The organism is Neorhizobium galegae bv. orientalis str. HAMBI 540 (assembly GCF_000731315.1).
GTDB classification, from domain to species: Bacteria; Pseudomonadota; Alphaproteobacteria; order Rhizobiales; family Rhizobiaceae; genus Neorhizobium; species Neorhizobium galegae.
In genome coordinates, this window is record NZ_HG938353.1 from 1,996,195 (window position 1) to 2,010,972 (window position 14,778).

At 61.5% G+C, this 14,778-nt stretch carries 13 protein-coding genes; 5 read left to right on the top strand and 8 right to left on the bottom strand.

The window, feature by feature from the left end; all coding sequences use genetic code 11:
* Positions 1 to 106: 106 nt before the first annotated feature.
* The gene (locus tag RG540_RS10100; RefSeq protein WP_038587322.1) at positions 107 to 2,620 is read right to left on the bottom strand and encodes a GcvT family protein; all 2,514 of its coding nucleotides are present in this window, start codon (positions 2,618 to 2,620) and stop codon (positions 107 to 109) included.
* A 154-nt stretch (positions 2,621 to 2,774) separates the two neighbouring features.
* A complete protein-coding gene (locus RG540_RS10105) occupies positions 2,775 to 5,252 on the bottom strand; it encodes a mechanosensitive ion channel domain-containing protein (protein ID WP_244446646.1) in 2,478 nt (825 codons plus the stop codon).
* A gap of 163 nt (positions 5,253 to 5,415) precedes the next feature.
* On the opposite strand from RG540_RS10105, the gene RG540_RS10110 reads away from it, so the two are divergent.
* A complete protein-coding gene (locus RG540_RS10110; RefSeq protein ID WP_038543316.1) occupies positions 5,416 to 5,670 on the top strand; it encodes a GlsB/YeaQ/YmgE family stress response membrane protein in 255 nt (84 codons plus the stop codon).
* Positions 5,671 to 5,681: 11 nt separating this feature from the next.
* On the opposite strand, the gene RG540_RS10115 is transcribed toward RG540_RS10110, so the two are convergent.
* From RG540_RS10115 to RG540_RS10140, 6 genes are all read right to left on the bottom strand, one after another.
* The gene (locus RG540_RS10115) at positions 5,682 to 6,239 is read right to left on the bottom strand and encodes a DUF924 family protein (protein ID WP_038587324.1); all 558 of its coding nucleotides are present in this window, start codon (positions 6,237 to 6,239) and stop codon (positions 5,682 to 5,684) included.
* 11 nt (positions 6,240 to 6,250) lie between these two features.
* Positions 6,251 to 6,742, bottom strand: coding sequence for a heme-degrading domain-containing protein (locus RG540_RS10120; protein ID WP_038587326.1), 492 nt, complete (start codon positions 6,740 to 6,742; stop codon positions 6,251 to 6,253).
* A 61-nt stretch (positions 6,743 to 6,803) separates the two neighbouring features.
* Positions 6,804 to 7,355, bottom strand: coding sequence for an FMN reductase (msuE, locus tag RG540_RS10125; RefSeq protein WP_038587329.1), 552 nt, complete (start codon positions 7,353 to 7,355; stop codon positions 6,804 to 6,806).
* 117 nt (positions 7,356 to 7,472) lie between these two features.
* The gene (locus tag RG540_RS10130) at positions 7,473 to 8,858 is read right to left on the bottom strand and encodes an FAD/NAD(P)-binding protein (protein ID WP_038587331.1); all 1,386 of its coding nucleotides are present in this window, start codon (positions 8,856 to 8,858) and stop codon (positions 7,473 to 7,475) included.
* Positions 8,859 to 9,008: 150 nt separating this feature from the next.
* Complete coding sequence (locus RG540_RS10135) at positions 9,009 to 9,308, bottom strand: hypothetical protein (protein WP_038587333.1); 300 nt, start codon at positions 9,306 to 9,308, stop codon at positions 9,009 to 9,011.
* 88 nt (positions 9,309 to 9,396) lie between these two features.
* Positions 9,397 to 9,762 (bottom strand): response regulator, encoded by a 366-nt coding sequence (locus RG540_RS10140; protein ID WP_038593477.1) that lies wholly within the window; start codon positions 9,760 to 9,762, stop codon positions 9,397 to 9,399.
* Between the two features lie 343 nt (positions 9,763 to 10,105).
* Between RG540_RS10140 and RG540_RS10145 the strand changes: the two genes are divergently transcribed.
* From RG540_RS10145 to secD, 4 genes are all read left to right on the top strand, one after another.
* Positions 10,106 to 10,726, top strand: coding sequence for a TerC family protein (locus RG540_RS10145; protein ID WP_038593479.1), 621 nt, complete (start codon positions 10,106 to 10,108; stop codon positions 10,724 to 10,726).
* A 288-nt stretch (positions 10,727 to 11,014) separates the two neighbouring features.
* Positions 11,015 to 11,524 carry a cupin domain-containing protein gene (locus tag RG540_RS10150; protein WP_038587335.1) on the top strand — a complete coding sequence of 170 codons (510 nt, stop codon included), beginning with the start codon at positions 11,015 to 11,017 and terminating at the stop codon, positions 11,522 to 11,524.
* 199 nt (positions 11,525 to 11,723) lie between these two features.
* Positions 11,724 to 12,104: a hypothetical protein gene (locus RG540_RS10155; RefSeq protein WP_155414635.1), complete on the top strand. Its 381-nt coding sequence runs from the start codon at positions 11,724 to 11,726 to the stop codon at positions 12,102 to 12,104.
* 88 nt (positions 12,105 to 12,192) lie between these two features.
* Entirely contained in the window at positions 12,193 to 14,712 is a 2,520-nt protein-coding gene (gene secD, locus RG540_RS10160; protein ID WP_038587339.1) for a protein translocase subunit SecD, read from the top strand.
* The last annotated feature ends 66 nt before the right edge of the window (positions 14,713 to 14,778 follow it).

Sequence of the window (14,778 nt, forward strand, 5' to 3'; positions counted from 1 at the left end):
AACGCTTTGCAGAACCGTTAATCGGAACGGCTTTCTCGTCCAAAAACGGAACAGGCGGCCCGAAGACCGCCCGTCAATGTCAATGGTTTCTTACTTTAACCGGATTTCACGCGCGCAGTGCAACGTTGTCGGTGTCGAACGGGCTCTCGGCGACGACGCTGGCATTGTAGAGATTGCCGAGAATCTTGATCTTGAGCCGCGTGCCAGTCTCCGCATAACCCGGCTTCACCATCGCCAGCGCCAGAGACTTGCCGATCCGCCAGCCATAGGCACCGTTGGTGGCGCGGCCGATCAATTCGCCGGCTTCATTGTAGATCGCCTCAGAACCGCGGGCATCGAGATCGTTGGCGCCCTCGACGACCAGCGTGCAGAAATTCCACTTCAGCCCCTTTTCCTTATAGGAAAGCAGGCCTTGCTTGCCGAGGAATTCCTTGTCCGTCTTGATGAAACGGTCGAGACCGGACTCGTAGGCATTGTACTCGATCGACATTTCGCGCGGGATGAGCCGATACGACTTCTCGACCGACATGGAAAGCATGGCCCGAATGCCGAAGGGCTTGATGCCGAACTCGGCGCCGGCTTCCATCAACTTGTCGAAGATGTAGTTCTGCATCTCGATCGGGTGATGCAGTTCCCAGCCGAGTTCACCGACGAAATTGACGCGCAACGCATGGGCGGACGCCATGCCGACGGAAATTTCCTTGCCGGAAAGCCAGGGGAAATCCTTGTTCTCAAGGCTGGTGCGGGTGAGCTTCTTCAGAACCTGGCGAGACTTCGGGCCGGCCAGAACCAGCACGCCGAGCCTCTGGGTAATCTGGGTGAGTTTGACCGAGCCGTCTGTCGGCGCGAGCTTGCGCAGATAATCCTGGTCATGCGCCTCATAGGCACCAGCCGATACCAGATAGAAGCGATCCGGCGCCCACTCATAGACGGTGAACTCGGAGCGCACCCCACCCTGTTTGGTAAGCAGATGGCAGAGCGCGATGCGGCCGCGCTTCTTCGGGATCGCATTGGCGAAGATCGAGTCGAGGAAAGCGCGCGCGCCCGGGCCGGACACTTCCATCTTGGCGAAGGCAGACATGTCGAGCACGCCGACATTCTCGTGGACATTCTTGACCTCGTTGCCCACGTGGTCGAAATAGTTCGAGCGGCGGAAGGACCATTTTTCGACGATCCGGCCATCTTCCAGCGCCGGCGCGTGATTGTGACCGGTCAGCACCTCGGCGCCGACGCCGAGGTCTTCCGCAGGCACTTCATAGCCTTTAGGCGCAAACCAGTTGGCGCGTTCCCAGCCGTAGACGGAGCCGAACACGGCACCCATCTTCTTCAACCGGTCATAGACCGGCGTCGTTTTCAAGGGACGCGCGGCGGAGCGCTCTTCATCAGGATAATGCATCGTGAAAACATTGGCATAGGCCTCTTCGTTCTTCTCGATGAGGTAGCCTTCCGTTGCGTAAGGGCCGAAGCGGCGCGGATCAACGCCCATCATGTCGACGGTGGGCTCGCCGTCGACGATCCATTCCGCAAGCTGCCAGCCGGCGCCGCCCGCTGCGGTGATGCCGAAGGAATGGCCTTCGTTCAGCCAGAAGTTCTTGAGGCCAGGTGCGGGACCGACGATCGGTGAGCCGTCCGGCGTATAGGCGATCGCCCCATTGTAGACCTTCTTGATGCCCACTTCGCCGAACGCCGGCACGCGCACGATGGCGGTCTCGATATAGGGCATCAGCCGGTCGAGTTCCTCGTTGAAGAGCTCGTATTCGCTCTCGTCCGACGGACCGTCGACGTAACAGACGGGTGCTCCGACCTCGTAGGGCCCGAGCAGCAGGCCGCCATTCTCCTCGCGCATGTACCAGGAGGAGTCCGATTCGCGTAAGACACCCATTTCCGGCAAGCCCTTGGCCTTGCGCTCCTGGATCGCCGGATGCGGCTCGGTGACGATGTACTGGTGCTCGACCGGGATTACCGGAATGTTGATGCCGACCATCTCGCCGGTCTTGCGGGCGAAGTTGCCGGTGCAGGAAATGATGTGTTCGGCCGTGATCTCGCCCTTGTCGGTCGTCACTTTCCAGAGCCCGTCCGGCTGCTGTGCGATGGCGGTGACGGTCGTGTTGCGATAGATCGTGGCGCCGAGGTCGCGCGCACCCTTGGCAAGCGCCTGCGTGAGGTCCGCCGGCTGGATATAGCCGTCGTCAGGATGCTGGATGGCGCCGAGGATTCCATCCATCTCGCAGAGCGGCCAGATCTCCTTCACCTGTTCGGGCGTCAGGACGTTGACCGTGACGCCGATCGTCTCGGCGATCCCGGCATAATACATGTACTCTTCCCAGCGGTCCTTGGTGCGGGCGAGACGGATGTTCGAGACTTTCGAGAAACCAACATTCATGCCGGTTTCTTCCTGCAGTTCCTGATAGAAACGCACCGAATATTTATGCAGCTGGCCGACCGAATAGGAGAGGTTGAAGAGCGGCAGAAGACCCGCCGCATGCCAGGTCGAACCCGAGGTCAATTCCTTGCGTTCGATCAGAACCGCGTCGCTCCAGCCCTTTTTCGCCAGATGATAAAGCGTCGAAACACCGACCACGCCGCCGCCGATCACCACCGCCCGTGCATGTGTCTTCATGGAAAGAACCCCTCTTCGGCCTCGTGTGGCCTTTTCGCAAACTGCAGGGACTATGCAATTCCGGCAGGCGGGCCAAACGCCTGTTTACGACATGCCGGGAGCCAGCCCGCGACGATCATCAGAATGGCCGCGCGGGGCTCGGGCAGAGGGCCGGTTACGCGCCCCCTCTTGCATCGTTCTCCTCCGGCAGGATCGGCCGGCCCCGATGAAAGATGATCTCCTGCTGCGGGAACGGTATCGCGATCCCCTCTTCCTTGAACCGCTTGAGGATGGCGATCCTCAGATTGTTGCGGATCCTCAAGCCCTCGCCCATGTCGGCCAGATGGAACCTCAGTTCGAAATTGAGCGAGGACGGACCGAAGTTCAGAAACTCCACGTGCGGTTCCGGATTGCGCAGCACTTCCGGAACCTGGTCGACCAGTTCCAAAAGAATATCCATCACCTTCTGCGGATCGGTATGGTGGCTCACCGCAACCGGCACTTCGGAACGCCCGATCTTGTTGCGATGCGTCCAGTTGCCGACCGGCGAATTGATGAGGTCGGAATTCGGCACGATGATCGACTGCTTGCGAAACGTCTCGATCTCGGTGGCGCGCACCGAAATGCGCTTGACGATGCCTTCCGTCGCCCCGGTCACCACATGGTCGCCCACCTTGAACGGCCGCTCGACGAGCAGGATCAGGCCGGACACGAAGTTCGAGACGATATTCTGGAGACCGAAACCGATGCCGACCGACAGGGCGGATGCGACCAGCGCGAAGCTCGACAGATCGATGCCCGCGGCAGAAACGCCGACGAGCACCGCAAGCCCGACGCCGAGATAGCCGATACCGGTCTTGACCGAATTGCGAACGCCGAGATCCACCTGGCTGCGCGCCAGCACATTGCCGTCGATCCATTTCTGGATCCAGCGCGTGATGACGAATCCGAGGCCGAAAAGCAGAATGCCGCCGAGAATACCGACGATAGAAATGGAGATGTTACCGATCCGGATCTGCGTGAAGAAACTGTAGATCCAGGCTTCGATATCGGCGATCTGGAAACCCCAGGTCAAGAGAATGAGGGGGATGCCGAGGATCAGCGCAAAGGCATAGATGCCGAGCCCCGCGACAAGCCCCGCCTGGTCGAGCGACACCTCCCCGAAATGAAAGTGTTCGGCGAGCCGACGGCCGGCGGCCGTATCCGTGAATGATCCCTGTTTCGAGATCGCCCTACCCGACAGCAGTCCGATATAGATCAGCACGATCACCGCGCCAGTCAGCACGATCTGGGTCGAGGCGAACCGCGCAAGCCCGACATATCCCGTCAGCACCGACAGGATGAGGAGCAGGCCCATGACGCGAAGGAACAGAGGAAAGAAGCGCGGCCAACGATGCCCCGGGCTGTCGGGATCCTCGCCCTCGACAAGCCGCGGCTGGATGAAGGAGATGGCGATCAGGATCAGGCCGATGATGACGGAGGCGAGCAGGCTTTTGACGATGGTCAGAACCAGCGGGGAATTCAGCGCCTCGCTGATCGCGCCGAGCAGATAGTCGAGCCCGTTGACGATTGCCATGGCAAGCACGGCGAGTGTCAGCAGGTGGGCGCCGCGGTTGGTGATGCGGACGAGCCGCCATTCCGGTTCGCCGGGCGCCAACACGCCATAGGTGAGCTTCCAGACGAAATTGACGAACCAGACGAACGCGAAGAAGGTCACCACGATCGGCGTGATATCCGTGCGCAGGACATTGAAGCCGTCGAGGAACAGGAAGGAGGCGACCAGAAAGGCCGCCAGCGCCACGGTCTGGATCACCGTCGACCAGAAGGCCACCGACAAACGCCTGATATAGGAAGGATGTTCATGGTCGTCGCGCCGGATGAAGCGCCCGAACAGCCGATATCCCCCAGACAGGAAGAGCATGGCCGCGCCGAGCGACAGCGCCAGAGCGCCCAGCAGCTGCAGCTTTTTGAATTTCCAGACGAAACTGATCCAGCCGCTGAAGGTGGAGCCGAAATTCCTGACTTCCGCGACGAATGCGTTGCCGGCATCGGCGAACAGCTCGCCCGACAGCTCTGTGTGACGGAAGAGCGTCTGGGTAAACAACGTGCGGCGCAGATTGGTGATCGTGTTGGCGACCTGCGTCGCGCTGTTGGAAAGCTGGCCGGCATCGTCGACGATAATGTTGAGCTCCGAGCGCTCGTTCAGCAGCCGGTTGCGCTCCTCGACGACCGCGGGCGCTTCCGGGGGCTGGCCGGCTGCGGGCGGCTCGCCGAGTCCCTTGAGGCGGGCCTGTATCTGTTCGACACGTGTACGCATGGCATCCGATGCGGAGCGCATTTCGCCGACGATCGCTTCCGCCCTGACCCTGAGTTCCGCAAGACGTGCATCGTCGTCGGCATCGCTCTGGATCCGGTTGCGGAAGGAATCGAGCTGCTGGCGGATCGCGTCGATCTTGCCCTTCATGTCGGTATTGATGGAATCGACGGTGACGTCGGGCGCCACCTGTTCCTGGCGCTGTCCTTGTGCCTGCTGCTGCGCCTGTGCGGCCGCCTGCGAGGGCAAGCCGAGCGGGGCAGCGATTATCAGTGCCGCCAGGAGCGCGCACGCTATCCGTTGAATGGTCGAAGGGCCGGTCGTGAGAAGTTGTGTCAAATGTCTGCTCTTTTGTCTTTCGATCGGATTCGCGCGCGAAAATAGAGTGACTTCTGGGCGAAGAAAAGGAATGCTCTGACGCCCGGCCACGAATTGGAACAATTCGTGGAACCTGGAACATTTCTTCGCGTTTCTCCGTCCCAACAATCATTGAGGGTAAGTCATGGAACAGGCAGGTATCGGCTGGATCGCAGCCATCATCATCGGCGGCATTGCCGGCTGGCTCGCTGAAAAGTTCATGAAAAGCGACATGGGCTTAATCATGAACATTATTCTCGGCATTGTCGGCGCCATCATCGCCAATGCCATTCTCAACTTTTTCCACCTTTCGCTGGGTAGCGGCTGGATCGCTTACCTCATCGCTGGCTTTATCGGCGCGTGCATCCTGATCGCCGTCGCACGCCTGTTCCGCCGCTAGTTACCTCAACGTCAGAAACCGGCGCCGGGCTTGGCCAGATATTCCAGCTCGGCGGCGGTCGATTCCCGGCCAAGCAGCGCATTGCGATGCGGGAAGCGGCCGAACTCGCGGATCACCAGGCGGTGACGCTCCGCATAATCCAGATAATCCGCATCCCCCAGCAAAGCGAAGAGCTCCACCGACCGATCCTGATCGGCAAGGACTTCCGAGTGTTCGAACGGGAGATAGAAGAAGCCGCGCTGTTCGGGCAGGACCGCCATATCCGCACCGGCCTCGATTGCCAGCCTTGCCTCCCGCAAAGCCAGCCAGTCCGTTGCGAAGGCAAGCGGGGTGCCGCGATAGAGATTGCGGGAAAGCTGGTCGAGCACGATCACCGCCGCGAGCCGGTTTTCCGGCGAAGCCCGCCACGCGTCGAGCTCGCCCCGGGCAAGCGAGAGATGCGTCGCGGCAAAATGCCGGCGCATCGCTTCGTCGAGCGCTTCGTTCTTCTCGAACCAGTCCTTGCGGGTGAGCTCCCTGAACCAGAAGGCGAAAACTTCGTCCGGGGTCTTTATGTCGGTCTGCGCCATCGAATATCTCCTCAGTCGAGACGGAGCGTGGAGATATCCTTGCCGGTCATCCGTGCAAGGGCTTCGACGACCATATTATGATCCTCGCGCTGCGGCAGGCCCGAAACGGTCACCGCCCCGATGCAACCGACACCGGCGACCTTGATCGGGAAGCTGCCGCCATGCGGCGCGTGGTCCGCCGCGGAAATACCATATCGGTTTTCGACCGTGTCGCCCTGGAGCTCGAGCTTCCGTCCGATCGCATAGCTGGACTGGAAGAAGCGGAGCACAAGATTGCGCTTGCGCCGTACCCAGCTCTGGTTGTCGGCGCTGGTGCCCGGCAGCGCCGTGTAGAAGGCCGACATCGAATGCAATTGCACGTCGATGACGATGCTCAGGCCCCGCTCGACGGCCATATGCCGGAGCAGCGATCCGAGATCCCAGGCGGTCGTCAGGTCGAACCGGTCGAAGACCAGCGCCTTCTCCTGCTCGGCGATCTTCGCCATGTCTTCTTCGATGGCCATGCGTTCTCCTCCGCTTTGCGGTTGCGGGGGATTGATGACGGCAAAGCGACCGAAAGTAAAGTTACTCGGCGGCAGCGAGTTCCCGGACGGGAAAGAAGGCGGCGAGTTCGTTGACGGCAAAGCCGATCCGCTGCTGCAACGCCTCGGAGACGATGCGGTAGTCGGCGAAATCGCGATCGGATGCGTAGACGGCCGTCGGCAGGGTATGGGCCATAAAGAAACCGAAAAGCGGCCGAAGCTGATGTTCGACCATCAGCGCGTGCCGGTCGCCACCGCCGGTCGCGGTGATCAGGATCGGCTTGGCGCGCAGCTGTTCGGGATCGATCAGATCGATGAAATGCTTGAAGAGCCCGGGATAGCTGCCCTTGTAGGTCGGCGAACCGACAATCAGGAAGTCCGCCTCGACGACATCCGCCAGTACCCTGGCGGCCGCTTCATCAAGATCACTCTGGCGTTGTGCCTGACCAAGAGACGGTCCCACATCGGTGAGGTCATGAAGCCGGGTATCGAATCCATAACGCTCGGCTGCGACCGAGGCGATATGTTCGACCAGCGCAAAAGTTTTGGACGGGCGATTATAGCTCCCCGCGAGACCGACGAGTTTCAGGGCCATGGAAATTCCTTCCTGCGCAATGACTTTCTCCAGATTAACGTCGATGGCGCGGCATGAAAGCAAGGAACCTGCCGTTGATGCTCGATCAGGAGAAAATCGTGCTCATGGAATGCTCGACTACGCGATACGGGCTCGCCGTGGTGCCGTCCGGGAAATGTCCGTGGCGATTGTCTCTGCAAGCGCCTTGGCCTGTACGCGGATATCCGGCACCGCCGTGATCTCCCAGAATTGGCCGGCGGTCAGCGCTCCCGCAGCAAACAGGCCGGGCTGTGGCCGGCCATCCGGATCGAGAACGCGAGACCGCCCATCGACGGAGATGCCAAGTCCGAGTTCGTCCATGGCGATCATCTGTCGGTTCCGCATCTCGGTCAGCAGCGGCGAATGGCCGATGCCGGCGCGCTCCATGCCGGTGCAGTTGACGATCCAGTCCGCATGGAACGACGCAATGTCCGGCGTGCCGCGTTGCCTGAACCGGACGTTCGCACCCTCGGCATCTCTGTCGATCTCGCGGAGAAAACCGGCATGCACGGTCACCGTACCGTCCTTCAGAAGCGCGTTAAAGCGGGCGAACACTTCCGGCGCAATGCGGTGGCGGTGGATGTTCCACCAGGCAAGAGCATGGCGCAGGAACCGCGAGCGCTGCTCGGTGGTAAGGCTCTGCCACAAAGCCTGGGTCTGCGGCCTCAGGCCATCGACGACGCCCCGCCAGTCGGCACCGTTCTCCACCTGTCGCCGCAAGGCGCGCAGCAGCGCGCTGATTTCGCGGCTGTCGGGCAGGTCCGGCGTGACGGGAGCCGCGCGCCGGGTCGGATGCGGATGCGGCACCAGTCCGCGCCGCGACAGGACATGGATGCGGCCGCGATGTCCTTGGGCGCGCAGCGACAGAACCTGGTCGATCATCGTCAGGCCGGAGCCGAAGATACAGAGTTCGTCGGTGCGGCCGACGCGCGAAAGCCAGCCGAGTCGCCAGGGATTGTCGATGATGCGGGAGCCGACGCCCGGATCGATACGATCCTTCGGCAAAGGCAGATCGGCATTGCCGACGCCGAGCGCCAGAATGACGGTACGGGCACGCAGTTCGCCGACGTTGTCGAGATGGAAGACGATCCCGTCCTGTTCGCACTGGACGCAGGCCGTCGCCTTGGCTCGGATAAAATCCACGTGCGCGCGCCGCTCACGGGGCCTCAGCAGCGAGGCAAGCGTATCGCGCAGGTAGAGGCCGTAGTCGCCGCGAGAGGCGAAATCCTCCGGAAAGGCCGCCCTGCCTTGGCCGCGTAGCCATTCGACGAAATCGTCCGGTCGATCCGGAAACACGCTCATCCGCGCCGCTGGGACATTGAGACGGTGCAGATAGAATTCGGTGCGGTAGGCGGTGCCCCGCCCGAAGCCGGGATCGTCGCCGACTACCGCGATCGACGCGGAGGACGGCAGGAAGCGCAGGAGGTTGATGGTAAGGGCGATTGCGGAAAAACCGGAACCGACGACGGCGACATCATAGGTCATCAAGCACACACTCCTCGTCCTGGGTTGCTTTGGGCGAAAGGTTGTCTTGGAAGCCACAGGAAAGCGATTTTGGATCCGCTTCCGCCGACGCTTCAATGTCTACCAACTTAATAGAGATTGACGAAGAGTAAAGATGTTTTCGCGTCTCTTTCAGTTGCACGCCTGTTCAGGCCGCGGCAGCGTCGGGGCTTCGGCGCTCGGATTGGTATTGTTCGGCGTTCCCGGCGGCTGGCAGTGATCTTCCTGATCGACAGTGCCAGTCGTGCTGTTGGTGGTCGTCGGATCGGTGACGCCCGGAAGCGTGGTGACCGGCGAGGCGCCGGAATTGGCATTGGGTACGGTGGTTGTCGTCCCCGGCAAGGTTGTCGTGGCACCCGTGCCTGACGTCTGGGCCAGAACGGGCGCCGAAAGCAGGGAGATGGCGGAAAACGCGATGATCCTCGTCAACATGTGAAGGTTCCTCCGGTTGATCGAAGAAACAACCGGAAGCCATGCCACTTGGTTCCGTTCCGCCCGTCCGTCTTCGGCCCAACACCGTTCAACTCGGCATCATGTCGTGGATCGAAGACAGCAGCATGTCATGCTGATAGGGCTTCGGCAGAAAGACCGTGTTGGCCGGCAGGAGCATCGGATCGAGGCTGACGACGCCCGACGTGATGATGATGCCGATGCTCGGGCGGATGGCGCGTATCCGCTGAGCGAGCTGGATGCCATCCATCGACCCCGCCATGTTCACGTCGGTAAAAACGATGTCGATATCGGACCGGTTGCGGAACAGCACCATCGCCTCGTCGGCACTGCCTGCTTCCAACACCTGGTGCCCGACCTCTTCCAGCGCATCGAGCGTGGTGAATCGGATTAGCGGTTCATCCTCGACGACGAGGACAACAGCTTTCTGCGCCATGAACGTCTCCTTCATCCATCGGATGCTTGTCCCATGGCCTCCACCGGCGAAAATCCGCTCCGCGATGCGGCAGGTCGGGGACGCGCTCCGCCGTGAGGCCATATAGGAGGCAGGTGAGTCGCGACAAGTGGAACTGAAGCCGGACTAAAACGCCTTTACCCGGATCGGTTGCTTTTCCGCAGACATCATCCGCTTCAATAATGGATAATGGCGTTTGACAGGATGCGAAATCCGCTTGCCAAGTGCTCCGAAATATCCTGTACCAATCGCCACGAAAATGTGACTAGAAGATCAGCATAACCTTCCACCCTCATCCACTCCCGACTCAGGTTCACGCTTCATGATGGAACTCTTCACCGCAGCCGGCTTCGCGGCGCTTCTCGAGGTCATCGCCATCAACCTCGTTCTTTCCGGCGACAATGCCATCGTCATCGGTCTTGCTGCCGCCGGTCTTCCTGCCGAACTGCGCAAGAAGGCGATCCTCTTCGGCATCTCCGCGGCGACCGTGCTGCGCCTCGTGTTTGCGGTCGTTGCAACCTACCTTCTGGCGATCAAGGGGCTCCAGCTTGCCGGCGGCCTGCTGCTGGCCTGGGTCTGTTGGAAGATGTGGAGCGAGCTGCGCGAGGGCCAGGGCGACGATGCGCACACCGCCGCACAAGCCAAGGAAAACGCCGCGCAGAAGACTTTCTTTCAGGCCGCGACCCAGATCGTCGTCGCCGACGTCTCGATGTCGCTCGACAACGTGCTGGCTGTCGCCGGCGCCGCCAAGGAGCATTCGACCGTCCTGATCATCGGCCTGATCGTCTCGATCGCCCTGATGGGGATCGCCGCCAACTTCGTGGCCAAACTGCTCTCCCGTTTCCGCTGGATCGCCTATGTGGGCCTGGCGGTCATCGTTTATGTGGCGCTCGATATGATCTATCACGGCTCTCTCGAAGTCCTGCCGCTCATCCAGGGCGCATAAATTTCTTCCCAGCCTCTCGACCAGCCATTTGCCCCGCCGGCGCCGATCGCGTTGGCGGGGTTTTCTATTTCGCCTCCCCGGAGAGGTATTGGAACGAGACAGTGCCCTGATTTGAAACAGGAAAATTATTCTCTGCTTACCAAGTCTTTGACATTTGTGACGTTCCCATTGATCATGTTCGGCAAGCAAAGCTACGTGGCCTCCAGCCGGCATGACGCCGGTTAGGGGCTCGCGGACCCCCTACTCGCAAGAGTTGGTGAGCCCCGTCCAAGTCAATGAGAGCCGATCTTGAGCCACGATCACGACGATCATCATCACCCTCATGACAATGACCATGACGGTCATTCGCACGTCGATTGGCGCGAGCACGGCGTGAAAGTCATCCCCGGCAATTCGCTCGATCCCAACACCGCCCAGACCCCCGGCATGAACCGCGCGACCGCGATCAACAACGCCCGTGCGGGTGCCGAAAAGATCTGGGCGGGCACGGTGACGATCCATGCCAACGCCAAGACCGGCGCCCATCACCATGGCGATCTGGAAAGTATCATCTACGTACTGAAGGGAAGAGCGCGGATGCGCTGGGGCGACAATCTCGAATTCGTGGCGGAGGCAGGCCCCGGCGATTTCATCTATGTGCCGCCCTACGTGCCGCACCAGGAGATCAACGCCAGCCGCGACGAGACCCTGGAATGTGTCCTCTGCCGCTCCGGCCAGGACCCGGTCGTGGTCAACCTCGATATCGAACCGATCGAGAAGCCGGAAGAAGTCCTCTGGAAGGACCCGATCCACAAATAACGCGCCAACTGATTTCCCGCATGAAATGCAGCGATTGGCGCAAATGCCGCCGCAATCTGCCCTTACACTTGCTCCGACTGGAGATTGACCGCCTCGAACCTCTCCTTTAGAAGGCGGCATTCCGTTCCGAAGCAAGGACTTCGGGATTTTTAACGCTCCGGAGCTGATGCGGATGGCGCTGTTTCCGCAGGACAAGCGGATGAGAGACGGACGTGAACAGGAAAGCCTCCTGTCGCGCTGGCCGGTCTTTGCCGCCGCTCTGCTGATTGCCGCCTTGTTCGGCCTGCTGTCCGGCGTCGTCAAGGACGTCCAGTTCCCCCGCGGCGTCCTTTCGGCCGACAAGAGCAGCGACACTCCGCACCTGACCAAGCGCGAGCCTTTGCGTGCACTTGCCGCCATGGACCGCAAGGACGGAACGGGCGCCCATTGGCCTACGGGCGACGGTGCGCTGGAAGCCCGCGCCATCGAGATCAGCTTCCCGATTTTTGTTTCGGCCTTCGCGTCGAAGCCATCCTCCGATCCGACGGCTCATCCGTTCTGGCACGGATCGCTGCCGCGTGCGCCACCGGCCCGCGCCTGAGATATCGCGCCTCGGCGCTTGCACGACATCAGCATTCTCGCCCCAACCGCTCGACAGAGCGTGACCCGGGCTCAGCAGGATTAAATACATGAGAAATTCTCCATGGTTGGTGACGACCTATCTCGTCATCATCTTCCTCGGCATTCTGGTGGCGCTGCCGAACGTCATTCCGCAGTCGACGCTTGGCCGGCTTCCCGGCTGGCTGCCACACAACCGCGTCTCGCTCGGCCTCGACCTGCGCGGCGGCTCGCACCTCGTCCTGGAAGTCGACCGTGGCGACCTGATCAACGAGCGCGTCCAGAGCCTGCTGCAGGATGCCCGCCGGGTCCTGCGCGACAAGAACATCGCGACCACCGCAATCCGCCGCACGGGCGACACCGTGACGGTCGCGCTGCGTGATGCAGCCCAGCGCGGCGCCGCCGTGACCGAGCTCCAGACGCTTGCCAACCCGGTCAGCGCCGGCACAACGATCGGCGGCAGCGATCTTGCGATCACCACGCCCACCGACAATACGATCACGATCGCCCAGACCGAAGCCGGCATCAATTCGCACATCACCGGCGCCGTCGATCAGTCGCTTGAAATCATCCGCCAGCGCGTCGACCAGGTGGGCGTCGCCGAACCGACCATTCAGCGCATCGGCTCCGACCGCGTCCTTGTCCAGCTTCCGGGCGAACAGGATCCGGCCCGCCTTCGCCAGCTTCTCGGCTCGACCGCCAAGATGAGCTTCCATCTGCTCGGCCAGCAGGGCGAACAGGGCGTCACCATGCTCGCCGACGAGCGCGGCAACCAGTATCCGGTCCTCGACCGCGTCGAACTTTCCGGCGACCGTCTGACCGATGCCCGCGCCGCCTTCGACCAGCAGACCAACGAACCGGTCGTCAACTTCCGCTTCGATTCGGCGGGCGCCAACCGCTTTGCCCAGATCACCCAGCAGAATGTCGGCCGCCCCTTCGCGATCGTGCTCGACAACAAGGTGCTGAGCGCGCCGGTCATCCGCACGCCGATCACCGGCGGTTCGGGCCAGATCTCCGGCGGCTTCTCGGTCTCAGAAGCCAATACGCTCTCCGCACTGCTGCGCGCCGGCGCGCTGCCGGCGAAGCTTACCGTCATCGAAGAACGCACCGTTGGCGCCGACCTGGGTGCCGACGCCATCCAGATGGGCCTTTATTCAGGCCTCGTCGGCTTCGTCCTCGTGGCAGTCTTCATCCTGGTTCTGTATGGCACGTGGGGCCTGCTGGCGAATGTTGCGCTGCTGATCCACACGATCCTGACCTTCTCCGCCCTGACGCTGGTCGGCGCGACGCTGACACTGCCCGGTATCGCCGGTATCGTGCTCGGCATCGGCCTTGCGGTCGACGCGAACGTCCTCATCAACGAACGCATTCGCGAGGAAACGCGTAAAGGCCGAGGCGCCTTCGCTGCCATCGACGTCGGCTTCAACCGCGCCTATTCGACCATTGTCGACGGCAACATGACCGCGCTGATCGCGGCGGCCATCCTGTTCTACTTCGGCTCCGGTCCCGTGCGCGGCTTCGCCGTCACCATGGGTCTTGGCCTGATCATCTCGATGTTCACGTCGGTCGCCTTCGTCCGCGTGACGATGATCGCCATCGCACGTCGCTACAAGCTGAAGGTCATCAACATCCAGTCGATGTTCCGGTTCAGCCCCTACGACAAGCACATCCAGTTCATGAAGGCGCGCTTCTTCGGCGTGGCGGTCTCGGCCGTCCTGTCGATCGCCTCGGTCGGGCTGTTCTTCTATCCGGGCCTGAACTACGGCGTCGACTTCCGCGGCGGCATCCAGATGTCCGTCAAGACACAAGGTCCCGCCGACCTCGCCAAGTTCCGCGAAGGTCTGAACACGCTCAACCTCGGCGAAATCACGCTGCAGTCCTTCGGCGATCCGAACACCATCCTGGTGCGTGCCCAGCGTCAGGAAGGCGGCGAAGAGGCGCAGACGGCGGCCGTCACCAAGCTGAAGGACGAAGTCACCAAGATCGACTCCACTGCGACCGTCCAGGGCACCGATGTCATTGGTCCAAAAGTCTCCGGCGAGCTTGCCATCGCCGGCTTCCTGTCGGTCTTCATCGCCAGTATCGCGATGCTGATCTACATCTGGGCGCGGTTCGAATGGCCCTTCGCGGTCGGCGCTATCGTGACCCTGGTGCTGGACGTTACCAAGCTGGTGGGCTTCTTCGCCATTACCGGCCTCGATTTCAATCTGACCGCGATTGCCGCGGTGCTGACGATGGTCGGTTATTCGGTCAACGACAAGGTCGTCGTCTATGACCGCATGCGCGAAAACATGCGGCTCTACAAGTCGATGCCGCTGCGCGAACTGATCGACAAGTCGATCAACGAAACGCTGGCCCGAAGCCTCTACACCAACGCCACCGCCTTCCTGTCGCTTCTGCCGATGGCGATCTGGGGCGGCAGCGCGGTCGAAAGCTTCGCGGTCCCGATGGCATTCGGTATTCTCGTTGCCGGCGCATCGTCTGTCTTCATCGCGGCCCCGATCCTGCTCTTCCTCGGCGACTGGCGCAAACGCCACGCCAAGGCGGTGGAAACGGCTGCGGAAGAGGTCGAAAACGCCAAAAAGGCTTGATTGACGACCCAGCAATACACGAAGGGCGGGTTTTCATCCGCCCTTCTTCATTTGGCTCCGCTATAG

Coding starts and splice junctions, on each gene's coding strand:
- RG540_RS10100 (WP_038587322.1), bottom strand. CDS start 2,620: ATGAAGACACATGCACGGGCGGTGGTGATCGGCGGCGGCGTGGTCGGT.
- RG540_RS10110 (WP_038543316.1), top strand. CDS start 5,416: ATGGAACAGGCAGGTATCGGCTGGATCGCAGCCATCATCATCGGCGGC.
- RG540_RS10115 (WP_038587324.1), bottom strand. CDS start 6,239: ATGGCGCAGACCGACATAAAGACCCCGGACGAAGTTTTCGCCTTCTGG.
- RG540_RS10120 (WP_038587326.1), bottom strand. CDS start 6,742: ATGGCCATCGAAGAAGACATGGCGAAGATCGCCGAGCAGGAGAAGGCG.
- msuE (WP_038587329.1), bottom strand. CDS start 7,355: ATGGCCCTGAAACTCGTCGGTCTCGCGGGGAGCTATAATCGCCCGTCC.
- RG540_RS10130 (WP_038587331.1), bottom strand. CDS start 8,858: ATGACCTATGATGTCGCCGTCGTCGGTTCCGGTTTTTCCGCAATCGCC.
- RG540_RS10135 (WP_038587333.1), bottom strand. CDS start 9,308: ATGTTGACGAGGATCATCGCGTTTTCCGCCATCTCCCTGCTTTCGGCG.
- RG540_RS10140 (WP_038593477.1), bottom strand. CDS start 9,762: ATGGCGCAGAAAGCTGTTGTCCTCGTCGTCGAGGATGAACCGCTAATC.
- RG540_RS10145 (WP_038593479.1), top strand. CDS start 10,106: ATGGAACTCTTCACCGCAGCCGGCTTCGCGGCGCTTCTCGAGGTCATC.
- RG540_RS10155 (WP_155414635.1), top strand. CDS start 11,724: ATGAGAGACGGACGTGAACAGGAAAGCCTCCTGTCGCGCTGGCCGGTC.
- secD (WP_038587339.1), top strand. CDS start 12,193: ATGAGAAATTCTCCATGGTTGGTGACGACCTATCTCGTCATCATCTTC.